The sequence below is a fragment of the Thauera aromatica genome (assembly GCF_023093595.1).
GTDB lineage: Bacteria > Pseudomonadota > Gammaproteobacteria > Burkholderiales > Rhodocyclaceae > Thauera > Thauera aromatica_A.
On record NZ_JALLIK010000104.1, the window covers coordinates 53,312 to 76,950 of the forward strand.

A 23,639-nucleotide genomic window follows, 5' to 3' on the forward strand; every position below is an offset into this window, starting at 1 on the left:
TCTACCGCTTACTGCAAACGAACGCGCTGGCCGGCTTGGACGGCCTTGAGCAGTTCAGCCTTCAGCTTGGCGAGGTAGGCGTCGATGTCCGCTTCGGTTTCCAGATAGGTCTTGGGGCTGAAGTCGGCCGCGCGGACCGGTTTGGTCGGCTTGGGCGCAATCACCGGGCCGCTTGTCTTGGTGGCAGTCGTCGCGCTGCCCTTTTCGGCGGCCGTGGTCGGGACCGCCTTGGGCGTGGCGGACTCGATCATGGTCATCGCCGCATCCAGCGCGTCGCCTGCCCGTTCCTGGCTGTAGAAGATCATCGGGATGCTGGTGAGGCCAGCGACCTTGGTCTTGAGCTCCTGTAGCTTGAGCAGCGCGCGGTTGCGCAGGCCGTCCGAGGCTTGTGCGGCGTCAAGCGCCTTTTCCACTTCGGCGATCTTGGCGTCGATGGAGAGCAGCGCGTGCTCGCGCTTGCTCTGGGCGAGCGCCTCGTTGACCGTGTCGGCCGTGGTGACGAGTGGCTCGATCTGGCTGACGGCACCCCAGGGGTTCGGGTTGTCGCGGATGCCTTCGAGGCTCGACAGCGCCAAGGCGGCCTTGACGTCCTTGTCGAGGGCTTCGCGGTTGGGCTCGAAGCGCTCCAGAGCCTCGAGCAACCGGCGCCAGGTGGGGATCTGTGTTTTGTAGAAGCTGATGACGTCGTGGATGTCGTCGGACAGGTCCAGCCAGTCGTCCTTGCCCTTGACGAAGGCGTCGATGAATTCGTAGCTGTCGGCCACCCCGAGCTGCTTGCCGATGGCGGCGATCGCGCTGTCGATGACGGTCTTGCCGGGGTGATGCGGCGTGGCGGCGACGTGGGCGTAGCCCTTGAGGTCGACTTGCAGCGCGGCCAGGCGCTCGCGGGTGGCGGCGACCAGGCCGTCCTCGGCCTCGGGCGGCATCTCGGCAAAGAGGTCGCGGTGCAGCTCGCGCGCGCGCTTGATGCTGACAGCATCGGCCACCTTGCGCTTGAGAATCGACACGTGCTTGAAGCGCGCCGACTTGGTGAGCGGCTCGATGGCGGCCTTGGGTTCGAGGTCGGCGCTGTCCATCATCAGCTTGATCTCGCCGGCCATGAAGAGGCGTGCGACCAGCAGGACGACCTCCCAGTCGGGCTTCCAACCCCAGGGTATGCCGGTGAAGCGGTTGACCACCTCGTCCAGGATCACCCGGGTGTTGCTCGCCTTGAGCTGGAGAAACTCGCGCAGTTCGACGAGCGCGAGCGGGTTGCCCTCCTCGCCACCGAGCGCGAGCTTGCGCTGGGCGGTGTCGTCGGCGAGCAGGACCGCCTTGATCTCGGCGATGGGGTCGGCGTTGCGGTGCTTGAGGTAGCCGAGCTTGGTGTAGGTGTTGGTGATGAGGTAGTTGCCCAGCTCGTCGAGCAGGCTGCCGGGGTTGGACGCCTTGAGTTCGACGCGCTGGCCGAGGGCGTAAAAGTCACCCTGCAGCATCATGGTGGCGAGCTGCTCGCGCAGGCGGGCGCGGCGCTCACGGTTTTCGTCCTTGCGGTTGATGAGGATGTTGCGCAGCGAAGGCGTGGCGTTGCTGGCCTTGGGGCTGTCGATGTACTTCTCGATCTGGCGGTAGAGGGTGAGTTCGATGTCGAAGCGCTCGCCTTCGGCCAGGCGGATCAGCGCCCGGCCGTTGCCTTCGCTGCTGCGCAGGACGGCGCGGGCGTCGTTGAGCGCGTCCCAGTCGTCGCCCAGCGGCGAGACGACCTCGACGGTAAGCTCGTGGCTGGCGTTCTTGTACGGGGCGCCGTCGAGCAGGCGGTTGATGTCGTAATCGCCCTTGGTGTCGCGGTGGCGGATGCGGGTACTGCCCTGCAGGATGTCGTCGAACAGCAGCTCGCACAGCAGGCGGGCCTTTTCGGACGAGGACACTTCGACGTTGCCGATCTCGCGCGCGACGTCGCGCTCTTCGTTGGTGAGGAAGAACCACAGGTCGCCGTTGCGGCTGACCAGGCGCTGCTGCTCGAGCCGGCTGAGGCTCTCCTGGATCTGGCGCTTGAGGGCGAGCTTGTCGGCGTCGATGCGATCGACGCAGAGCGTGGCGAGGTTGTCGACGTTGGGTTTGACGATATCGGCGATGTAGCGGATGAGGAACAGGGCCTTGAGCAACAACACGTCGAAGGCTTTGAGCGCCCCGTTGTTGGGCGCCTCGTCGATGGAGCGCTTGGCGACGGTGTCGATGAAGCTCTCGATCGAGGGGTAGAAGTCGTAGAGCGGGATGAGCAGGCCGACGTCCCGATCCATGTTGCGCACGGTGGCGGACTGGAAGGCGTCGAGCAGCGAGCGCTCGCCGCGCGACAGGTGCTTGCCGGTGGCACCGACCTTGCGGATGGATTCGAAGATCTTCTGCAGCAGAGTGAACTGGTAGGGGGCGTAGGGATAGACGCTGACGAACTCGGCGGCGTCCTTGTAGCCGCGCAGGTTCACCGAGTTGCCGACGAAGGCGAGCTGATTGTTGATGATGTCGCCGGACTTTTCGAAGGTGTCACGCAGCGTATCGTGCGCGCCCTCGCGCTTGGCGAGCAGGCGCTCGCCGATGACCTCGTCGGTGTTGGAGCTGGCGAGCGAAAGTCGAGTATGGAAGCGCCCCTGGATCTTGGAGAAATCCTGCGATTTGGCCTTGTTGGCCTCGCCGAGGGCGGCGTCGATGTCTTCCTGACTGGTGACGATGACCCACGCCCTACCCTGCGTCGCGGTACCGAGCTGCTCGGTGATCGTCTGCAGGTTGAGCATCAGCTTGGTGTTGTCGCCGATGAACTGACCGACCTCGTCGACCAGGAAGATGATGCGGTGGCCGGCGGGCCGGGTCTCGAGGTAGGCGTTCACCAGCTTGGCGAAGGACTCGATGTTGATGCGGTACTCGTCGCGCGAGCGGTCGAACCATTGGCCGGCGGATTCCTCGCTTTGCCCGAGTGCGACCGAGAGCGCATGCACGACGTCGTCGCGCAGGAAGTCGACCGCATCGCGCTCGGCCTCCCAGGTAGAGCCGTTGCTTTCGGCGAAGGCCGCACGGAAGGCGTCATACGCGCCCTTCTCCACCAGGTAGCGCTCCATGTGGGCGATGTGCGGCGCATCGGCGCTGAAGCCGAGTTTCTCGTTGAACACGCGCAGGAAGACCTGGAGGATGACGTCGCGCTCATCCTTGCTGTCGGCCTTGGCGTCGATATTGAAGAGCACTACGTCGGCGCTGCCGCGCACGGCGCGCTGGATGTCGGCGAGCAGCATCGAATCCTTGATCTTGTGCTCGTCGAAGAAGGCAGCGGCGCGTTTCTTCTCGCCGGTGGCGGGGTTGGTGGCTTCGAGGTTCTCGAGCAGGTAGGACAGGATCTTGATGAAGTGCGACTTGCCCGAGCCGAAGAAGCCGGACACCCAGACACCCATGCGCGCAGCGAGCACTGGGTCGTTCGGGTTGTCGGCCGCTGCCAGGTAGGCGTCGAAGAAGCGGCGAAAGTATTCGGTGAGCTGCTTGGTGACGACGTACTCGTCGAGTTCCTGCCAGACGCTCTCGGCGTCCTTCTGGTCGGCCTTGATCACCCCGTTTATAGGGCGGTTGATGGGCTTGGTAAAAAGGTCGCCGATCTTCATTTCTTGTTGTCCGTGATCAATCGAAAAGGTCAAAGCGAAAAGCTCAAGGCACGAGGCGGAAGGCGCGGTAGTAGTGATCTTCCGACAGCTTGTTGAATAACCGCAGCGAATAGCCGTCGTAACGGCCCGGGAAGAACATCAGCAGCGGCGTGTGGTTCAGGTGTGGGTGCAGGGCCGAGAGCAGCGTGTGGGTGCGCAGCATCGGAAATGCCGAGCCCACGCCGGTCAGCATCAGCAGATCAAGGGCGCCCGGGTTGTGCTGCTGCACGAGGCGCTCGGCGAGCTTGTCTTCCTTGAGCACGCGGCGCAGCGATTCCAGCGCCTTGTCGTCGCCCTGTTTGCCCTGCATGTCGATGGCCTTGTCGAGGAGTTTGCGGTCCTCGAGCAGGCCGATGACGAGCTCGAACAGGTTGATTGTGGCGAAGCGCAGCGGGGGTTGCCGTTTCTTGAGCGCAGGTTCGACAACACTGGTTAGGAACTCCCGCATCGCCAGCTCCTGCTCAGGTGGGTAGTCGAAGATCCAGAAGCCGATCTCGTTGCCGAGACCCCGGTTGTGCAGGAAGTCCTCCGACGTGACGCGCGGCAGGATCTGGTTGAGGCGTTCCTCGAAGGTCTGCGTCATGTTCATGGTCAGTGCGTGAGCTCCATCGCGCCGAGCACGGCAGCCTCGGAGCGGGACTTGAGGTAGCGCTGCACCTCGGGATGCAGCAGCGGCGGCGTGAGGCGCAGGCTGCGGGTGGATTCGAGGTAGCCGGCCTCGGCCAGGATGCGGAGGATGACCTGCAGCAACTTGGCCTTGGTGGTGGCGGACCAGCCGGCGACGGCGGGGTCGCGCTGGATGCAGTCGACGAGGAAGGCTTCCCAGTCCGACGGGACCAGGCTTTCCTCGAATCGGCGAACGTGACCGGCAACCACGTCGCGCATGAAATCGCCCAACAGGCGGCTGTGCTTGACCGAAGCGGCAAGGAGGATCTGCAGTGCGAGCTCCTGCTCGCCCTCGGCCACCAGTTGCCACGCCTGCTCGTCGAGCGTTTCGAGGCGGTTGCGGATGAGCCGCGCCTGCCGACGTGCGGTCGCAGGCGACTTCTTCTGCAGGATGTTCTCGGTTCGGAGCGTATCGAACCAGGTCGCGCGGTCGGGCTGCGTGAGCATGAAGCGGGCGACGCGCCGGCTCTCGGGCAGCATCAGCGAGCCGGCGGAGATTTCGGCGTTGTAGAGGGCTACGCTCACGCTTCGCCTCCTGAGGCGGGCCGGATGTAACCCGGCGCAAGCAATGCGCTCTCCACACCTTCCAACACGGCGCGGTTGGCCAGGCAAAGGTGATGCTGTGCGCAGTCCAGGCTGTGGTCTGCGGAGCAATCCACCGCCCAGCGCAGCAGTGCGTACCCGGCCAGTGCGGCAGAGACGTTCAGCGTCAGCGTGCCGTCCTTCATCCCATAGTCGGCAACCACGCCTTCGGGGTGCTTCAGAGCGGGATGGGGAACGAGCTGCAGCTCGATCCGCCGATTCCATTGCTCATCGGCCTCGATGCGCTCGTACGGTTCGGCACGCTCGTCGAGCGGCTTGGCCTTGGCGATCCGGGTGAGCACGAAATCGGAAAAGCGCTTGCGCTGACGGTCGTAAGCGCGGACATGCCAGCGCAGACCATTGTCGGCAAGCGCGACCGGGACGATCACCCGCTTTGCCGGCCCCGAGTTGACGGAGAGGTAGGTCACCTGCAAGGGACGATTGCCATGCATCGCCCGGGTGATCTCGCCCAACAGGCCGAAGTCGGGCCGGACCAGCTCGCCCGCGCCCTCGCACGGAAAGGTCCGCGCAACCGTCGGTGCCTGTCCATCGCCAAAGCCATGTAGCAGCCAGGACAGGATGCGCTCTGCCGAGAAGGGGAACAGCGGACGGAAATGCCCGGTGGGGATGTAGGCCTTGACGTAGCGGTCGTAGGCCAGGTTGTCGGGGGCGCACTCGCGATAGGCGTTGAGGTCGCGCGTCGCAGCCGCCGGCTTGATCGAGAAGCGTGCCTCGAGGTCTCCTCGACGCAGCTCGCCAACAAAAAAGGCCTTCAGCTCGAGGTAGGCAAGGCGTTCGCGCTGGGAGTGCGACAGCGGAAGCTGCATGAAACATTACCCGGTGAGGAATCTATCGCGAATGGTACCAGCGTAAGGACCAGGTAAGCATCATTTTGATGCGCACTATGCACGACATCGCGTGACTGAGCAGCGCCTCCACCTCGGAGATCCGAATGCAGCCCAGGGGGAATTCGTATCCTCGGCAACGAGATTGGCGATTCATGGCCACACCGTCCGAATTTGGCCGCACGGTTGCTACGCAAGATCCAAAGCAAAAAGCCAGCTCGCGAGAACTGGCTTTTTGGATGCGCTGGTGGGCGGTACTGGGATCGAACCAGTGACCCCTGCCGTGTGAAGGCAGTGCTCTACCGCTGAGCTAACCGCCCGATTACGCGGCCGTGAAGGAGCGCGATCGGCTTTGTGAGGCTTTGTGGAAGGAGGCGTCACGCGCAGGGGCGTGGTGGGCGGTACTGGGATCGAACCAGTGACCCCTGCCGTGTGAAGGCAGTGCTCTACCGCTGAGCTAACCGCCCTTCCGACAAAGAGCGCGCATTCTAGAAGGCCGTGAACCGTCCGTCAAGGTGGTGTCAAAGCACGGCAGCATCCCAGACTGGATGACCGACTTCGGCGTCTCGTTCCAGGCAGCGCTCGGCCGAGCGCAGGGTGTTCTCGATCAGCATGGTCACGGTCATCGGGCCGACGCCGCCGGGGACCGGGCTGATCCAGCTCGCCTTGTCCCTGACTCCGTCGAAGTCGACGTCGCCGACGATGCGCCCGTCGGGCAAGCGGTTGATGCCCACATCGATGACGACGGCGCCGTGCTTGACCATCTGCGCCACGATCAGCCCCGGCTTGCCCGCGGCGACGATGAGGATGTCGGCGAGGATGGTGTGCTGTGCCAGGTCGCGCGTCCTGGCGTGGCAGACGGTGACGGTGGCCTCCTTGTGCAGCAGCATCAGGGCCATCGGCTTGCCGACGATGTTCGATGCCCCGACCACGACCACGTTCTTGCCCGCGACCTCGATGCCGGTGGTCTCGAGCAGGAGCTGGACGCCATAGGGCGTGCACGGCGGAAAGATCGTGTTGCCCACGACCAGGCCGCCGACGTTGTAGAGATGGAAACCGTCCACGTCCTTCTCCACCGCAATCGCTTCGAGCACCCGGCGCATGTCGATATGGGGCGGCAGCGGCAACTGGAGCAGGATGCCATGCACGGTGTGCGCGGCGTTGAGACGGGCGATCAGCCCGAGCAGGGCGGCCTCCGTGATGTCGGCCGGACAGGCGTGGAGGAAGGAGGCGACCCCGCACTCTTCGCAGGCTTTCACCTTATTGGCCACGTAAAGCCGCGAGGCGGGGTTGTCCCCGACCAGAATGACTGCCAAGCCAGGCTGAACCCCGTGGGCCGCGAGCGCCCCCACCCTTTCCCGGAACCGGGTGCGCAGATGCCGGGACAGGGCCTTGCCATCGATGATCTGCGCGCTCATTGCAGCGCTTCGCCTTCGCAGGCCGGCTGCCCCGCCCACGCGTGCAAGGGCGTGCGCAGCGCACCGATGTCGGCGAACGGCGAGCGTTCGAGCAGCAGCGCATCGAAGGGCGCGCCGCGCTCGAGGCGCGGGTGGGGATGGCCGAAGTGGCGGCGGGCGTTTGCGGTGGCGGCCTGCAGCACTTCGGCGGTGGTGAGACCCGCCTCGAGGTAGCGCTCGATTTCCTCATGCACCGCGTGGCCGTGCTCGACTCCCATGCTGCCGGCGTCGGTGCCGAGCAGCAGGCGCACCCCCAGCTCGCGGGCGATCAGCAGGTGGCGCGCATGCTCGTCGAGGATGCGGCGCAGGTTGCCCACGGTCTGTGCCGACCAGCCCACCGCTGCGGGCTGCGCCCACTGGAAATGCACCGGGCAGAAGGTCGGCGTCCATGCGACGTCGCGCTCGGCCATCAGTGCGAGCAGGTCGCGGCGCATGAAGAAGCCGTGCTCGATCGAGCCCACCCCGGCGCGGGCGGCGATCTCCAGTCCGGCCGCGCCGCTGCAATGGACCATCGTGTCGCGCCCGCAGGCGCGCGCGGTGTCGACCACCAGACGCGCCGCGGCCAGATCGAACTGCGGCTCGTCGGTGACCGCGCCGGCGTCGAAATCGATGATCCCGGTCAGGATCAGCTTGATCTCGTCGCTGTCGCGGGCCAGCTCGCACACCGATGCGCGGATCGCGTCATCGTCGGCGACGTCGCGCGCCATGAAGGCGCCGTAGCGCTTGGGGCGCTTGACCCCGAGCCCGGCCGAGCGCACCTGGGCAAGGCCGGGGCTGTGGGCGGCTTCGTCGCGGAGGCGGTGGTTGATGCCGTGACGGTCGCCCGCGTCGCGCACCAGGGTCACGCCGCAGGCGAGCGCCTGGCGCGCGCTGGCGCGGGCGGCGTCGACCAGGTCCTCGACCGGCTTTTTGAGATGGGCGGCGCGCTGGGCGCCGTCGGTCGGGGCGCCGTCGAGGAACAGGTGCACGTGGGCATCGACCAGCCCGGGCATCAGAAAGCCGCCACGCACGACCTCCATCCCCTGGGTGGCGAGCGTCGCGCCGAAGTCGCCCGCGGCGATGTCGGCGATGCGCCCTTCCTCGATGCGGAAGGTGAACGGGCCGGCGCCGTGCAGGCGCTCGCCGTCGAACCAGCCGTCGGCGACGACGGCGAAGCGATCGGTCGGGGTCATGTTCAGGCCTTGTAGAGCTTGCGCACCGCGCGCAGCGCGTTGCTGCCGGTGGTGTCGAGGAAATTGCGGTAGGCGGTGAGCACGTAGTCGTCTTCGGCCAGCGGCGCGTAGCCGCGCCACGGGGTGCCGAGCACGGTGTCGAAGCCGTGCGGCACCGCCAGGGTGAGGAAGGCGTTCTCCAGCCCGTGCTTGAGGTCCGAGCCGTCGGCGGCCTTGGGCGGGAGCTGCTGACCGATGTTGGACAGTCCGCCCATCATGTGCAGGCCTTTGAGCTCCAGGTCGGCGCCGATCAGGCGCACCGCGTCGAGGGTGGCGCGGTTCAGGCCCTCGGTGTCGGCGATGATCGCGCTCACCGACAGGTCGACGAAGACGTGATCGAGCGCCATGCCGTACTCGTCGCGCAGGCGCAGTGCCGCGCGGCGCGCGGTGGCGGCGATGTCCGCGGCGGTCTTGTTGTTCTTCGCCACGCCGTCGATGACACGCTCGGAGGCCATCACCATGACCCGGAACGGCAGGTCGCGGTAGAGCTGCATCGCTTCCCAGCGGTGCTCGGTGATCGAGTTGACGATCGCCAGCTCGCCGCCGGTGCGGGTGCGGTCGTAGGTGGTGAGGCACAGCGCGAAGAGCTCGGCGGTGGGCACATCGAACGACAGCGGCACCGCGACCACGTCCTGGATGGCGCGGATCACGTCGACGAGGAAGCCGCGGTCGGTCATCGCCTGCGGGCCGATGTTGACGTTGAGGGCGAAGGCGCCGGCCTCGACCTGCTTGAGCGCGAGCGCCTGGATGGCGGCGAGGTCCTTGTCCTCGAACATCGCGCGCGTGCTCTTGAAGCCGGGGTTGATGCGCTCGCCGATGATGCGGATGCCGAAGCGGTTGGTTTCGCTGATGGTGCTTTCGTTCATGACGGACTCTCTTCAGTGACGGTGCTGGGGATGGCGCAGGCCGTCGTTGCGGCGGCCTCGGAGGGATCGGGGGACTCGGCAAAGCCGATGTGGCGGAGGAAGCTGCGCTGGAAATCGGCGCGCGCGTTGAGCGCGCACGCCTGCGTGGTGCGCGCCAGTTCGCGCGCGCGTTCACGCTCGGCGCACGATCGCAGCAGGCGGCGCACGCCCTGCCCGGCGGCGTTGCCGACCTGAACGAAGCGGCTGCGCGGCAGCGGCGGGAACAGGCCGATGTCGATGCCGCTGTCGATGTCGAGGTAGGCGCCGAAGGCGCCGGCGAGGATGAAGCACTCGATCGCATCCTCGGCGAGCCCGGCTTCGGCCAGCAGCAGCTCGGTCGCGCTGCGGATCGCGGCCTTGGCCAGCTGTACCGCGCGCACGTCGGCCTGGGTGAACAGCACGTCGGGGGCGAGCCGGGCGGCGCGCTGGCCGCCTTCAGCGGTGACGATGTCCGGGTGGGTGGCGCACAGCCGGCCGCGGGCATCGAGCAGGCCGCCGCGGCGCAGCGCGGCCACCGCGTCGAGCACGCCCGAGCCGCACAGCCCGACCGCCTCGCCGCCGCCGATGGTGCGCACCGCCAAACGCCCGCCGTCGACGGTGACCTTCTCGATCGCACCTTCGGCTGCGCGCATGCCGCAGCCGATATGCCCGCCTTCGAGCGCCGGCCCCGAGGGCGAGGACGCCGACCACAGGCGGCCGTGGTGGATGAGGCTGATCTCGGTGTTGGTGCCGATGTCCATCACCAGCGCACAGCCATGTCCGCGCCAGCGCGATTCGGTAGCGAGCAGCGCGCTGACGTGGTCGCCGCCGATGAAGCCGCCGATGTTGGGGGCGAGATGGACCCAGGCGCCGGGAGCGACGGCGAGCCCGAGCTCGCGCGCGCTCAGGTCGACGCTGTCGCGCAGCGCGGCGACGAAGGGCGCGCGCCCGAGCTGACGCACCGGCAGGCCGAGCAGCAGGTGGTGCATGGCGGTGTTGCCGCACACGGCGACATCGACGATGTCCTGCGGGCGCTGGCCGATGCTGGCGCACAGGTCGTGGGCGAGCGCATCGATCGCCTCGCACGCCGCGGCGCGCAGGGCTTCGGCGACCTTCGGATCGCTGCCCGCATGGTCGATGCGGCTCACCAGGTCGGCGCCCCAGGCGGTCTGCGGGTTCTCCACGCCGAGGCGGGCGAGTGTGCGGCCGTCGTCGAGGTCGACGAGGAAGGCGGCGAGGTTGGTGGTGCCCAGATCGACCGCCAGCCCCAGGCTGCGCCGCCCGCTCGGGGCGAACGCGATCAGCGCCCCGCCCCGTTGCCAGGCGCGCAGGCGGCAGCGGGGGCTGCTGCCGGCGCGCAGCACCGCGGCGAGTTCGGCGGTGGCGGCGGGGGCGACGGTGAGCGCGCGCGGGGGCGCTGCGGGGGTGGCGGCATCTTGCGCAGCCGGAATCGTCCGCTGCCCGGCTTCGTGCGCTTCGCGCTCGCGGCAGGCGTCGAGCACGCGGTCGGCATCGGCGCGATCGTCGGCGAGGCTGGGCGCGGGGACGTCGAGCTCGTGCGCCCGGACGGCGGGGTCGAGGGCGAGGGTAAAACCGGCGTCTTCGTCGGCGAGCGCGCTGGGTTCCTCGGCGCGCACCACCGGCGCCAGCGAGCGCGCGCCGATCTCGACGGTGCAGTCGCTGCGCGCGCCGATGCGGCAGGCGCGCATCCAGCGCCGCGGGTTGAGCGGGTGTCCGGCTTCGTCGAGCTCGATTTCGAACGCTCGCGCGCCGCGCCCTTCGAGCGGGCGCAGCGCCCCTGCGCTGACCCGCACCATGCAGCTCGCGCAGGTGCCGCGCCCGCCGCAGGCGCCGACGATGCGCACGCCGTGGCGGCGGGCGGCGTGAAACAGGCTCTCGCCCGCTGCGCAGGGAATCTCGCGTTCGAGCTGGGGGAAATACAGGCGGTAGGACGCGTCGGGGGCGCCGGAGTCGGCGGGACGGCCGGACCCGGGCGCCGCATCCGCGGGGAGATTTGACTCGGGCGCCGCGTCCGCGGCGGGGGCGCGCTCCTGGCTGCGGTTCATGCGGGGGTCTCCTTGCGCCGGCGCGCGATCGTGCACCGCGGCGCCGAGGGGCAGGCGTCGCAGCGCGACCAGGCGCTGGCGGGGAGCGCGATGCCGACCCCGTGCACGCTGGTGCACGACTTGAGTGGATGAAGCGCGCCCGCGGCACTGGCGTGCATGCCGATCGCGGCGCCGTCGGCGAGCTGGAGCACGGCGGACTGGGCGTCGAGCGCGAGTCCGGGGTCGCCCGCGGCGAGCTCGCCGGCCACGCGCAGGCCGCGACGGGCGGCCTGCGCGACCAGGCGGTCCTGGGCGTGGCGCATGAGCGCGAACAGCAGCGCGGTGCCGAGTTCGTCGAGGGCGAGCGCGGCGGCCGGACGGCGGGCGGCGAAATGGGCCCGCACGCGCTCTTCCAGGCGCGGCCCGAGCGTGCATGCGACCGCGCCGAGGGCGGTGAGCCGGCCCGCGGCCGGCACCAGGCGCGGGGCATGCAGGCACTGGCCGCCGGCACGCAGGGTCGCCCCCGGCGGAGCGTCGAGGGCGACGATGCGCACACTGTAGGCAGGCTCGACGAGGGCGTCGGCGCACACTTCGGCGAGCGCAGCCGCGCGCCGGCGCTGCGCTCCGGGACGCTCGTCGGGCGCCGGCGGGGGCAGCTGGCGCAGCAGGCTCGCGCAGCTCGGTGCGGACATGGTCGCGGGCTCCAGGCGCACGTCAGCCGGCGTACTTGCGCGCGGCGGCGTACATCGCACGCACGTTGTCGACCGGAGTCTCGTCGGGAATGCCGAAGGCGGCGTCGAGGATCAGCTTGCCCCCCTTGTTCCAGACGTTGTCGACCAGATGCTTGACCGCGGCATCGACTTCTTCGGGGCGGCCGGTGGTGAGCAGCGACGGCGACAGGTTGCCGCGCAGCGCGACGACGTCGCCGAGCACCTCGAAGGCCTTGACCATGTCGGTGCGCTCGAACCAGTAGATGCACTTGCCCGCGGGCACGTCGCGGATCGTCTCCAGGCGCTTGGTGCAGTCGGCTTCCCACAGCGGCATCGGGATCAGGCCGGCGTCGATCAGGCCGATCAGCATTTTGCGGAACGGTGGCCACCAGAAGGTCTGGAACTGCTTGTCGGACATGAAGGCGTCCGGTGCCCAGTGGATCGGGATCATCACGATCGGGTGGCCGGAGGCCTGGGCGGTGGCGATGGTCTGCCGGGTGAGGAAGATCGAGGCCTTGTCGAGCAGCGCGAGGAGCTTGTCCTTGTTGCGGTAGAGGTCCTTCATCATGCCGGTGGCGCCGCGGAAGTAGTCGGCGATGAAGTCGTAGGGCGAGACCGCATTGACGCCGTTGATCAGCGGGAAGCCGTGAGCCTTGATGCGGGCGTTGAAGTCGGCGCCGTGGGCGGCGAAGGTCTCCACCTCCTCGGCGGCGCGGATGATGCGCTCGAGGCTGGCGCGCAGCTCGGGCTTGGCGAACGGGCGGATGCCGTTGATGAGGCGGAAGTAATGCAGGCCGGGGAAGATCGGCAGCTGGTCGATGCCTTCGAAGGCGCTCGCCACCCGCGGCAGGTATTTGTGCAGATAGAAGCCGGTGGGATCGAAGAGGAACTCGTCGTACTCGTCGGCCAGCATGTACTCGCGGTCGAGGTACTGGAACGGCTGGTTTTCGTCGACGCCGTGGCCGGGCCACTGCAGCTGCTTGAAGCCGATCGCTTCGAGCGAGCGCCCCGAGGCCACCGCGGCGACGATCGGCGCGCAGGCGTCGGGCTCGAATTCGAGCACCGCGCGCTCGGCCAGCGCCTTCGTCTGTTCGTAGTCGTACATCAGCTCCTTGCAGCTGATGCCGCCGTATTTCTTGGCAAGCCAGAAGGTGGCGTAGAACGCGGTCGGCATGCGGTCGGGCTGCTTCAGGGCGACGCAGTCGAGGATGCGCTGCCAGCGTTCGTCGTAGGCCACCTGGGCGGCGGCGCTCGCTTCGATCGGCGCGTTCATGCCGCCACCCCGAGCCAGCGGTTGCACAGGTTGACCGCCTCCACCGCATTGACGCCGAAGCCGTCGGCGCCGGTGTAGGCGCGCACGGTCTCGTCGATCTGGCCGCCGCCGACCATGATCTTGAACTGGTCGCGCAGGCCTTCCTTCTCGAACGCTTCGACCGTCTCCTTCATCGAGTCGAACGCCAGGGTCAGGAAGCCGGACAGCGCCACCACGTCGGGCTTGAAGCTGCGCACCTCATCGACGAAGGTGGCGACCGGCACGTCGATGCCGATGTCCTTGACCTCGTAGCCGTTGATGTCGAGCATGAAGCTGACGATGTTCTTGCCGATGTCGTGGAGATCGCCGTGCACGGTGCCCACCAGGACGCGGCCGAGCTTCTTCGCCCCTTCGCCCTCGCCGTCGACCAGCAGCGGCTTGGCGATGGCGCCGACCTGCTCGAGCATCTCGCCGGCGAGCACCAGCTCGGGGAGGAAGTATTCCCCTTCCTCGAAGCGCTTGCCGACGATGTCCATCGCCATCCGGCACAGTTCGAGCACGCGCAGCGGGCTCTTCTTGTCTTCGAGCAGCATGCGCCTGGCCAGCGCCAGGGCGTCGTCCTCGTTCATGTCGGCCAGCCACTCGACCAGCTCGCGCTCTTCGCCTTCCAGGGCGTTCAAAATGTCTTGTTCACTCATGGTGTCTCCTCCTTCGGTTTGTCGGTGATTCAAGTGTCACGCTGCGGCCAGCCGCGACGTCGCCGGGGCGGCGGCAGGATCGGCCTCATCCATGGTGGGCGGCGGCGCGCGCAGGCCGGCGTCGACGATGATGCGGGCGAGCACCGCTTCGTTGCGGTGGCCCATCAGATGGACCCCGGCCACGCCCTCGATCGCGGTCACCGCGCGGATGATCTCGATGCACACCTGCTTCGCTTCGGCCTTCTGGTCGGGCGCGGACTCGATGCGGGCGAGCAAGGCTTCCGGGATGCACACCCCGGGGACGTTGTTCGCCATCCAGCGCAAGGCCTTTGCCGAGCCGAGCGTGCCCACGCCGACGAGGATGTGCGCCTGGCGATGCAGGCCGCGGCGGCGGACCTCGGTCATGAAGTCGGCAAAACGCTCGACGTCGAAGCAGAACTGGGTCTGGATGAAGCGCGCCCCGGCGCGGATCTTCTTTTCGAGATTGGCAACCCGGTCCACATAAGGGGGGACGAAGGGATTGACGGTGGCGCCGATGAAGAGGTCGGGCGCCTGTTCGAGCTTGCGCCCGGAGGCAAATTCACCGCGGTCGCACATGCCGCGCGCCACATGCAGCAGCGACACGGCGTCGAGGTCGAACACCGGCTTGGCCTGCGGATGGTCGCCGCGGCTGACGTCGTCGCCGGTCAGGCACAGGATGTTCTTCACTCCGAGCGCGGCGGCGCCGAGCAGATCGCCCTGGATCGCGATCCGGTTACGGTCGCGGCAGGCGATCTGATAGACCGGTTCGAAACCGTGGGTGGCGAGGATCGCCGAGGCCGCCACGCTCGACATGTGGCAGTTGCCGCCGGCGCCGTCGGTGATGTTCATCGCATCGACGAGGCCGCGGAACAGTTCGGCGCGCGCCAGCAGCGCAGCCGGATCGGCCGAATCCGGCGGGGCGATCTCGACCGTGACCACGGGGCGCCCGGCGGTGCAGCTGCGTTCGAACAGGCTCTGCTCGCTCTCGGGCGTGATGCGTTCGCCCACCGGGGGCTGGAACACCGGCGCCGGACGCCCATGGACGACCTCGATCCAGGTCGAACGTCCGCGGCGGCGCTGGTCGATCGCCGGCAGCAGCGGCGTCGGATGGGCGAGGTGGTCCGCGGCGATGCGCTTCGTGCCTTCGGTCGCCTCCACCCAAACGCAGCGCATCCCGGGCTCGACTTCGCACTGGCCGTCGGCGCGCACCCCGCCGCACGGGCCGTTGCGCATCTGCTTGGCGCAGTTCATCGGGCAGGCCATGCCGGTCGAGGACAGCACGCACTGGCCGCACATCCGGCAGTCGAACAGGACGTTTTTCGCGCTCCGCTCGAGCGGCCGCAGCAGGACTTCCGCCCGTCGCTCTCCTACCCGGCGCACCAGCGGCGCCAACCGCGGCGCCAGCCGCGAGAAGAAGGTGTACAGCCGATGCAGGACACGGGCATTGCGAACCGACCAGAGGCGCACCGAGTACATCGTATACAGACTCCCGCTGAAAGTGATTGCGCCCGGAAAACCGTCTCCACGGCGTTTCAACCGTCGGGCACTGACCGGCTCCGACGGAAAGATGTATACAACTCGATGAGGTGGCGGTCAATCAAGGGCGCACGCAGTTTTAATAATCTTCACAACAGCTTGATATTTATCAACAGAACAGCATGAAAAGAGCGAAAAATCGTTCTACACCAAACAATTCGTAAAATTTATTTAGCTATCTGTATACAAATAAACAAGATTGATTGATTTCCAACTATATTTTTCAGGCGCGCCGGTAAAAACGGACGTTGCCAGCCGAATTCAGTCCGAATAGACAGGAAATTCGGTATGAATGAGCTTCTCCGGTGTTGTTATTTATTTTTTTCTTGATCGTTATATAAAAAAATTACTAATACCTTCATTGACACCCCATATCTAATGAACGAGCATTCAACTTCCGAATGAGGCGGTATTCGTTTCCGTGATACCCCGCCTTGGCCACATCTCGAAAACAGAACCCGGAGTTCGCATGAGAGCTGTTGACGTCAACAAAATCATCGATGAAGCAAGATTCAACCGATTCCACTGGACCGTGCTGTTCTGGTGTGCGTTGATCATCATCTTCGACGGCTACGATCTGGTGATCTATGGCGTCGTCCTGCCCAAGCTGATGCAGGAATGGCAGCTGCCGCCGCTGCAGGCCGGGGCCCTGGGCAGCTACGCGCTGTTCGGCATGATGTTCGGAGCGCTGATCTTCGGCCCGCTGTCCGACCGCATCGGGCGCAAGAAGGCGATCGCGATCTGCGTGGTCCTGTTCAGCGGCTTCACCTTCATCAACGGCTTCGCGCGCAACCCGTTCGAATTCGGCGTATGCCGCTTCCTCGCCGGGCTCGGCATCGGCGGGGTGATGCCCAACGTCGTCGCGCTGATGAGCGAGTACGCGCCGCGCAAGATGCGCAGCACGCTGGTGGCGATCATGTTCAGCGGCTACGCGGTCGGCGGCATGCTGTCGGCGGGGCTCGGCATCTACATGCTGCCGAATTTCGGCTGGCAGTCGCTGTTCTTCGTCGCCATCGTTCCGCTCTTGCTGCTGCCGGTGATCCTGCGCTTCCTGCCCGAGTCGATCGGCTTCCTGGTTCGTGACCAGCGTGAAGCGGAAGCCGGCCGGATGCTGGCCCGGGTCGAGCCGTCGTTCCGCGCCCAGACAGGCGACCGTTTCGTGATCGAGGCCGCGAAGGGACAGAAAGGCTCGGTCGGGCAGTTGTTTACCGAGGGCCGGCTGCTGAGCACGGTGAGCTTCTGGGTGGCCTTCTTCTGCTGCCTGCTGATGGTGTACGCGCTCGGCTCCTGGCTGCCGAAACTGATGAACTCGGCCGGCTACGCGCTGGGCTCGAGCCTGGGCTTCCTGCTGGTGCTCAACTTCGGCGCGATCTTCGGCGCCATCGGCGGCGGCTGGATCGCCGACCGCCTGCACCTGCGCCGCGTGCTGACGGTGTTCTTCGCCATCGCTGCGGTCTCGATCAGCCTGCTCGGCTTCAAGAACCCGACCGTGGTGCTGTATGGCGTGGTCGCCATCGCCGGTGCGACCACGATCGGTACGCAGATCCTGCTGTACGCCTATGTCGCCCAGTACTACCCCATGCACATCCGCTCCACCGGCCTGGGCTGGGCCTCGGGCGTCGGGCGCATGGGCGCGATCCTCGGCCCGATCCTGGGCGGCATGCTGATGGCGGCGGAACTGCCGCTGCAGATGAACTTCCTCGCCTTCGCGGTTCCCGGGGTGATTGCCGGGCTGGCGATCTCGCTGGTCGGGCGCAGCGCACGGCATGCCCCGATCGAGAAGAAGAACCTGGCGTTCGCCGCCGAAAGCGGCAAGATGGAAGTGGACTGACGCCCCCTGCCCGCCTTTCCAGGTTGCGAGGCGGGTTTCGGGCAGAAGCACGGCGGGCCGGGCAAGGCCGGAAAGCATCGGACGGAAACCGGGAACGCTCCTCGGGCGGGATGGGCGGACGTATAGTCCACCCTTTACCCGACCGCGGAGCGTTCGATGCTTTCAGCCGTGGAAATCAGGATTCCGAAGTATCCCGAATGCTGGAGCAGCTGCGGCAATTGCGCCAACGGCGACATCATCGTCCAGAGCGTGCTGATCGCGGTGGGCGACCGGGTCGCGCGCGACGACACCCTGATCGTGCTCGAAACCGGCAAAGTGGCACTCGACATCCCCAGCCCTTACGAGGGCGTGATCACCGAAGTGCGGGTCGGCGAGTACCAGTCCGTCGACGAAGGCGATGTCATCGCCCTGATCGAGCGCGACTGACTCGCGCACGTCCCCGGCGCAGGGGCTGCGGATTCAAAGTGCGGCCCCCCGCAGCCCGACCCAGACCATGCCGCTGCCCAGGCCCAGGGCCACGGCCCCCATCCCGGCGGCCGCCTTCAGTCCCAGGGCCCGGCCACCGATCGCGACCGCCATGCCGAGCTTGAAGCCGAGGTTGCCGATCATCGCGATCCCGATCGCGATCACGGTCGGCACCAGTTCGAGGCGCTCGAGCGAGAACAGCCGCAGGCTCGACAAGGTGATCGCATCGACATTGGTCAGGCCCGACACCAAGGCAAGCACGTACAGACCGCGGTTGCCGGCGAAATCCGACAGCCAGGCCGCGCACAGCAGGACGAGCGCGTAGAGCGCGCCGAAGCCCAGCGCCGTCTTGAGCTCGGTCGGGTTGTTCGTCGCCGGCAGCACCGCTTCTCCACGCTCGAGCAGCTGCCGCCAATGCCATACCGCCCCCAGCAGCCCGAAGACAAGGCCGGGGAGCACGACCGGCAGCAGCGAACGCACGACTCCGGGTGCGACCACGGCGGCGATCACGCCGACCCGCAGCACCATCACCAGGTTCGCCACGACGATCACCAATGCCGCGGTCGCCGTCAGTGACGGAGATTCATTGGCCTGGCGGGCATACACCATCGTCGTCGCGGTACTCGAAGCCAGGCCGCCGAACACACCGACGAAAACCGACCCGTAACGGACGCCGACAAGTTGCAAGGCCGCGTAGCCGGCCAGGCCCACGCCCGAGATCAGGACCACCATCCACCAGATCTGGTGTGGATTGAGCGCGCCGTAGGGGCCGAACTCCTCGTTCGGCAGGATCGGCAGGATGACCAGCGAGAGCACGCCGAACTGCAGGATCGAGATCCAGTCGCGGCCGTCGAGCCGGCTCGCGATCCCGCGCAGCTGGGCCTTGAAGTACAGCAGCACGGTCGTCGCCACCGCCAGCATCACCGCCAGCTGGGCATGGCCGAACCAGGTCGCAGCGCCGAAGCAGTAGCACACCACCAGGGCGGCGACCGAAGTCGTGCCCGGATCGGAAGGATCAGGATGGCGCAGATAGGCAGTGATGATCATCAGCGCGACGATCAGCAACCCGGCCACGAAAGGGGCGAAGCTGTCCAGTTGCTGGCCGAGCATCGCGGTCAATGCGCCGAACATGCCCACCAGGGCGAAAGTGCGCAGCCCGGCGCGCGCGGACGGCACACGTTCGCGCTCGAGGCCGATCAGCAGGCCGATTCCGGTCGCGATCAAAAAAGCTTCGATCTGGCCGGCATCGAGTGGAATGTCGAGCGGGATGTCGTGCGGCATGCAGTTGGCCGGGCGTCCCCCGGACGGGCGTGGAGGCTGGATGATCATACCCTTTCCGACCTTTTCCGGAACGTGGGGAGGCCCCCGGCCGGCGCTACGCCCCATCCCCGCGCCGGGAAACCGCGTCGCCGGTATCCGCCTGCCGCGGGGCGCGCTACGATTGCGGCTGCGCGGCTGCCGGAACGGCGAATCGCCGGCGCCCTCCCCCGGAACCGATGAGGACATCATGCACATCCTGCTGGTCGAGGACGATCCTGTGCTCGCTGCCGGAATTACCGAATTCCTGCGCGGCCAGGGCGACGACGTGACACTGGAGAACGACGGCATGCAGGCCGACCGGCTGCTGCAGGAGCGGAGCTTCGATTTCGCCCTGGTCGACGTTGGCCTTCCCGGCCTCGGAGGCTACGAGGTGGTACGCCGCATCCGCGACCGCGGCCAGGCGCTGCCGGTGATCCTGATCACCGCGCGCGATGCGCTCGACGACCGCATCTACGGGCTCGACCTCGGCGCCGACGACTATCTGCTCAAGCCTTTCGAGCTGGCCGAGCTCACTGCGCGCATGCGCGCCGTTCAGCGCCGCAGCGGTGGAGGCGGCGCCAGCGCGTCGCGGTCGAGCTTCGGTCCCCTGGCGCTCGATGCCGAAGGCCGCCTGGCGACGCTCGCCGGCGAGCCCCTGATGCTCACCGGGCGCGAATGGGAACTGCTCGAAGCCCTGGTGCGCGCCGACGGCCGCACGGTCGCCCGCGAACGGCTGCAGGGCGAAGGTAGCGGCAACGCGCTCGAAGTCTATGTCTCGCGCCTGCGTCCACGGCTGGAGTCGGCCGGGGTGCTGATTCGCACCGTGCGCGGCTTCGGCTACCGCCTCGAGCACGCCAGAGGGCAGCGTGACGGCACAGCCTAGCCTCCGCCACAACCTGCTCCACACCCTGGCCGGACCGACCGCGCTGCTGCTGCTGGCGGCCGGCGCAATCGCCTACGGCACGGCCAAGACCGTCGTCAACCGCGCTTACGACCAGAACCTGCTGAATCTTGCGCACGGGGTCGCGACCCACGTCCGCCCGGTGCCGGACGGCCTTGCGCTGGGCCTGTCGTCGGAGGCGGTGGTGATGCTGCGCACCGATACCGAGGACGAGATCTTCTTTCGCGTGCGCGACGAGCAGGGGCGCTACCTCGGAGGGGATGCCGACCTGCCGCTGCTCGATGAAATCGACGAGCTTTCCGCCCTGCCCGTTCCTTACCAGCCGCTGGGCGAAGAAGCGGGAACGACGGCCGTGCGCCTGCCTTCGACGAAACCGATTTTCCGCGACCTCCTGCACCACGGGCAGGCCCTGCGCGCGGTGCGGCTGTACCGCAAGCTGGAACGGAAAGGCGTCTACGTCACCGTTGGTGAAACCCTCGACAAGCGGCGCGAAGCGATGGACCGGCTGCTGCTGGGTTTCGTTTCGGCCGGAGCGCTGCTCCTGCTGGCCGCGGCGGTCGCCGCCCGCTTCGGCATCCCATCGGGGCTGGCGCCGCTCGAGCGTCTGGCCGGCTCGCTGCGCAAGCGTTCGGGTTCCGACCTGTCGCCGATCGACCCTGCCACGGTGCCGGACGAAATCGGTGAACTCGTCGCCGCCCTCAACGTCCTTTTCGGTCGCCTGCGCGAGTTCAGCGCGCAACAGCGCGAGTTCCTGCAGGATGCCGCCCATCAGCTGCGCACGCCGCTGGCCGGACTGCAGATGGAACTCGAACTACTGGAGTCGAAGCCGCTCGACGACGAAGCGAGGAGCCGGCTGCGGCAATCGGTCGGCCGTGTTACCCGGCTCGCCAACCAGTTGCTGGCGCTGGCGCGAGCCGAAGCCGGTGGCCGCGTGGTCGAGACTTCGACTCCGGTGGCGGTGGACGGCCTGATCGACGACATGGTCGAAGGCTGGCTGCGCATCGCCGACCAGCGCGACATCGACCTGGGGATCCACCGCCGGCCGGCGGTCGTCGCCGGAGACCCCACCCTGCTGCAGGAGCTGATCGCCAACCTGATGGACAACGCGCTCAAATACACTGCGCCGGGCGGGCGCGTCACCCTGCGCTGCGCGGGCAGCGAGAACGAAGTCGAACTCAGCGTCACCGACGACGGTCCGGGCATTCCGGAGGCGGTCCGTGAACGGGTGTTCGAGCGCTTCTACCGCCACCCCGGGGTGCGGGCGAGCGGCAGCGGCCTGGGGCTGTCGATCGCGCGCGAAATCGTCCGCAGCCATGGCGGCAGCATCGTCATCGAAACGCCTGCGGACGGCCGCGGCACCCAGATCCGGGTCAGGCTGCCACGCGTGAACGACGCGGGGCGGTGAGCATTCGCCCACCGCCCCGCGAGCCGAGCCGGCGCCCGGTGCGGGCGCCGGGTGCAGTACTCAGTGGCTGGATGCGGCGGCCGCACCGATGCCGGTTTCCGAGCGCACTTTCTGCGCCAGGTAGCCGGCGCGGTCCTCGGCGCCGCGAACGCCGCGGTCGAGAACCGAGAACAGCCAGATGCCGACGAAGCCCGCGGCCATCGAGAACAGCGCCGGCGAAGCGTAGGGGAACAGCGCCGACCCCTTCGGATTGCCGAGCGTGGCTTCCCACACCGACGGCGAGACGACGGTCAGGACCACCGCGGTGGCAAGGCCGATGAAACCGCCGATGGTCGCGCCGCGGGTGGTGCAATCCTTCCACAGCACCGACATGAACAGCACCGGGAAGTTGGCCGAAGCGGCGATGGCGAAGGCCAGCGACACCATGAACGCGATGTTCTGCTTCTCGAACGCGATTCCCAGTACCACGGCGATGATGCCGAGCGCCACGGTAGTGATGCGCGACACCCGCAGCTCCGAAGCGGAGTCGGCGTTGCCGTTCTTGAACACCGTGGCGTAGAGGTCGTGCGACACCGCCGAAGCACCCGACAGGGTCAGCCCGGCGACCACCGCGAGGATGGTGGCGAACGCGACCGCGGAGATGAAGCCGAGGAAGACGTTGCCCCCGACCGCGTTGGCGAGGTGGATCGCCGCCATGTTGCCGCCGCCGATCAGCCCGCCCTTGGCATCGAGGAAGTCCGGGTTGGTCGACACCAGCACGATCGCGCCGAAGCCGATGATGAAGGTCAGGATGTAGAAGTAGCCGATCCAGGTCGTCGCCCAGAACACCGACTTGCGCGCTTCCTTGGCGTCGGGCACGGTGAAGAAACGCATCAGCACGTGCGGCAGGCCGGCAGTGCCGAACATCAGCGCCATGCCGAAGGAGATCGCCGAGATCGGATCCTTGATGAAGGAGCCCGGACCCATGATCGCCTGGCCGATGGTCGCAGCGTCCTCCGCACCCTTGCCCCCGGCGATCGCGGTCTCGACCTTGACTCGCACCGCGTCGGCGAACATCGCCTCGGGCGAGAAACCGTAGGCGAGCAGCACCATGAAGGCCATGAAGGAGGCTCCGGCGAGCAGCAGGCAGGCCTTGATGATCTGCACCCAGGTGGTCGCGGTCATGCCGCCGAAGAGGACGTAGACCATCATCAGCGCGCCGACGATGACCACCGCCATCCAGTACTCGAGACCGAACAAGAGCTTGATCAGCTGGCCGGCACCGACCATCTGCGCGATCAGGTAGAAGGCCACCACGACCAGCGTGCCCGAAGCGGCGAAGGCGCGGATCGGGGTCTGCCTGAAGCGATAGGCGGCGACGTCGGCGAAGGTGAACTTGCCCAGGTTGCGCAGGCGTTCGGCCATCAGGAAGGTGATCACCGGCCAGCCGACCAGGAAGCCGATCGAGTAGATCAACCCGTCGTAGCCGTTCATCATCACCGCGGCGGAAATGCCGAGGAAGGACGCCGCCGACATGTAGTCGCCGGCGATCGCCAGGCCGTTCTGGAAACCGGTGATGCCGCCGCCGGCGGTGTAGAAATCGGCCGCCGACTTGGTCTTCGCCGCCGCCCACTTGGTGATGAACAGGGTGAACACGACGAACACGCCGAACATCAGGATTGCCGTCCAGTTGGTGGCCTGTTTTTCCGCCTGGCCGAGATCGCCACCGGCAGCCAGCGCCGCCGAGGACAGCAGGCCGAGGGTCGCAGCGAGTGCTGCGGCACGCAGCGCGGCGCCTGCCGCAAGGGGATGTCGGGCACTCATTTGGCGCTCTCCTGGACGATTTCGCGGGTCAGGCGGTCGAACTCGGAGTTCGCCCGGCGCACGTAGAAGCCGGTGATCAGGATAGTGAAGAAGATCACTCCGAGGCCGACGGGGATGCCGACCGTCGTCACCCCTTCTCCGAGTCGAACGGCAAACAGCTCCTTGTCGAAGGCGATGATGGCGATGTAGCCGTAATAGACGAGCATCATCACTGCGGTGAGCGCCCAGCCGAAACGCGACCGCGTCCTGACCAGCGCCTGATACTTGGGGTTGGCGGCAATCTTTTCCGCCAGGTCGTTTTTCATGTCTCCCTCCTGCGTCCACGAACGGGCCGGGCACGGGCCCGGTGTGCCGCAAGTTAGGCGGGAA

General features: G+C 67.2%; 19 protein-coding genes and 2 tRNA genes. 4 read left to right on the forward strand and 17 right to left on the reverse strand.

The window, feature by feature from the left end; translation table 11 throughout:
* Positions 1-8: 8 nt before the first annotated feature.
* The 14 genes from brxC to MXC99_RS10975 form a co-directional block, all read right to left on the reverse strand.
* The gene (gene brxC / locus MXC99_RS10910) at positions 9-3,620 is read right to left on the reverse strand and encodes a BREX system P-loop protein BrxC (RefSeq protein WP_247725480.1); all 3,612 of its coding nucleotides are present in this window, start codon (positions 3,618-3,620) and stop codon (positions 9-11) included.
* 43 nt (positions 3,621-3,663) lie between these two features.
* Positions 3,664-4,248 (reverse strand): DUF1788 domain-containing protein, encoded by a 585-nt coding sequence (locus MXC99_RS10915; protein ID WP_247725481.1) that lies wholly within the window; start codon positions 4,246-4,248, stop codon positions 3,664-3,666.
* 2 nt (positions 4,249-4,250) lie between these two features.
* Positions 4,251-4,850, reverse strand: coding sequence for a DUF1819 family protein (locus MXC99_RS10920; RefSeq protein ID WP_247725482.1), 600 nt, complete (start codon positions 4,848-4,850; stop codon positions 4,251-4,253).
* Positions 4,847-5,734, reverse strand: coding sequence for a helix-turn-helix transcriptional regulator (locus tag MXC99_RS10925; protein WP_247725483.1), 888 nt, complete (start codon positions 5,732-5,734; stop codon positions 4,847-4,849). The genes MXC99_RS10920 and MXC99_RS10925 overlap by 4 nt, the downstream gene beginning before the upstream one ends.
* A gap of 263 nt (positions 5,735-5,997) precedes the next feature.
* Positions 5,998-6,072 (reverse strand) — tRNA-Val (locus tag MXC99_RS10930).
* Between the two features lie 72 nt (positions 6,073-6,144).
* Positions 6,145-6,219 (reverse strand) — tRNA-Val (locus tag MXC99_RS10935).
* Positions 6,220-6,273: 54 nt separating this feature from the next.
* Complete coding sequence (gene folD / locus MXC99_RS10940) at positions 6,274-7,170, reverse strand: bifunctional methylenetetrahydrofolate dehydrogenase/methenyltetrahydrofolate cyclohydrolase FolD (protein WP_247725484.1); 897 nt, start codon at positions 7,168-7,170, stop codon at positions 6,274-6,276.
* Positions 7,167-8,381: an amidohydrolase family protein gene (locus tag MXC99_RS10945; protein WP_247725485.1), complete on the reverse strand. Its 1,215-nt coding sequence runs from the start codon at positions 8,379-8,381 to the stop codon at positions 7,167-7,169. The genes folD and MXC99_RS10945 overlap by 4 nt, the downstream gene beginning before the upstream one ends.
* A gap of 2 nt (positions 8,382-8,383) precedes the next feature.
* The gene (locus MXC99_RS10950; protein ID WP_247725486.1) at positions 8,384-9,286 is read right to left on the reverse strand and encodes a dihydropteroate synthase; all 903 of its coding nucleotides are present in this window, start codon (positions 9,284-9,286) and stop codon (positions 8,384-8,386) included.
* On the reverse strand, positions 9,283-11,370 hold the full coding sequence (locus tag MXC99_RS10955; protein WP_247725487.1) for an ASKHA domain-containing protein: 2,088 nt from the start codon (positions 11,368-11,370) through the stop codon (positions 9,283-9,285). The genes MXC99_RS10950 and MXC99_RS10955 overlap by 4 nt, the downstream gene beginning before the upstream one ends.
* A complete protein-coding gene (locus MXC99_RS10960) occupies positions 11,367-12,041 on the reverse strand; it encodes a hypothetical protein (RefSeq protein ID WP_247725488.1) in 675 nt (224 codons plus the stop codon). Before MXC99_RS10960 ends, MXC99_RS10955 begins: the two co-directional genes overlap by 4 nt.
* A gap of 22 nt (positions 12,042-12,063) precedes the next feature.
* On the reverse strand, positions 12,064-13,332 hold the full coding sequence (locus MXC99_RS10965) for a uroporphyrinogen decarboxylase family protein (RefSeq protein ID WP_247725489.1): 1,269 nt from the start codon (positions 13,330-13,332) through the stop codon (positions 12,064-12,066).
* Positions 13,329-14,009: a cobalamin B12-binding domain-containing protein gene (locus MXC99_RS10970; protein WP_247725490.1), complete on the reverse strand. Its 681-nt coding sequence runs from the start codon at positions 14,007-14,009 to the stop codon at positions 13,329-13,331. The genes MXC99_RS10965 and MXC99_RS10970 overlap by 4 nt, the downstream gene beginning before the upstream one ends.
* 36 nt (positions 14,010-14,045) lie before the next feature.
* Positions 14,046-15,506, reverse strand: coding sequence for a methylenetetrahydrofolate reductase C-terminal domain-containing protein (locus MXC99_RS10975; RefSeq protein WP_247725491.1), 1,461 nt, complete (start codon positions 15,504-15,506; stop codon positions 14,046-14,048).
* A gap of 529 nt (positions 15,507-16,035) precedes the next feature.
* Here MXC99_RS10975 and MXC99_RS10980 point away from each other — a divergent pair.
* On the forward strand, positions 16,036-17,397 hold the full coding sequence (locus tag MXC99_RS10980) for an MFS transporter (protein WP_247725492.1): 1,362 nt from the start codon (positions 16,036-16,038) through the stop codon (positions 17,395-17,397).
* A gap of 156 nt (positions 17,398-17,553) precedes the next feature.
* Positions 17,554-17,823, forward strand: coding sequence for a biotin/lipoyl-containing protein (locus MXC99_RS10985; RefSeq protein ID WP_247725493.1), 270 nt, complete (start codon positions 17,554-17,556; stop codon positions 17,821-17,823).
* 33 nt (positions 17,824-17,856) lie between these two features.
* Here the strand turns inward: MXC99_RS10985 and MXC99_RS10990 are convergent, their stop codons facing one another.
* Positions 17,857-19,143 (reverse strand): MgtC/SapB family protein, encoded by a 1,287-nt coding sequence (locus MXC99_RS10990; protein ID WP_432654248.1) that lies wholly within the window; start codon positions 19,141-19,143, stop codon positions 17,857-17,859.
* 226 nt (positions 19,144-19,369) lie between these two features.
* On the opposite strand from MXC99_RS10990, the gene MXC99_RS10995 reads away from it, so the two are divergent.
* Both MXC99_RS10995 and MXC99_RS11000 read left to right on the forward strand, forming a co-directional pair.
* Complete coding sequence (locus MXC99_RS10995) at positions 19,370-20,044, forward strand: response regulator transcription factor (protein WP_247725494.1); 675 nt, start codon at positions 19,370-19,372, stop codon at positions 20,042-20,044.
* Entirely contained in the window at positions 20,028-21,467 is a 1,440-nt protein-coding gene (locus tag MXC99_RS11000; RefSeq protein ID WP_247725495.1) for a sensor histidine kinase, read from the forward strand. Before MXC99_RS10995 ends, MXC99_RS11000 begins: the two co-directional genes overlap by 17 nt.
* Positions 21,468-21,527: 60 nt before the next feature.
* On the opposite strand, the gene MXC99_RS11005 is transcribed toward MXC99_RS11000, so the two are convergent.
* Together MXC99_RS11005 and MXC99_RS11010 are read right to left on the reverse strand one after the other, a co-directional pair.
* On the reverse strand, positions 21,528-23,270 hold the full coding sequence (locus MXC99_RS11005) for a cation acetate symporter (protein WP_247725496.1): 1,743 nt from the start codon (positions 23,268-23,270) through the stop codon (positions 21,528-21,530).
* Positions 23,267-23,575, reverse strand: coding sequence for a DUF485 domain-containing protein (locus MXC99_RS11010; protein ID WP_247725497.1), 309 nt, complete (start codon positions 23,573-23,575; stop codon positions 23,267-23,269). Before MXC99_RS11010 ends, MXC99_RS11005 begins: the two co-directional genes overlap by 4 nt.
* Positions 23,576-23,639: the final 64 nt, after the last annotated feature.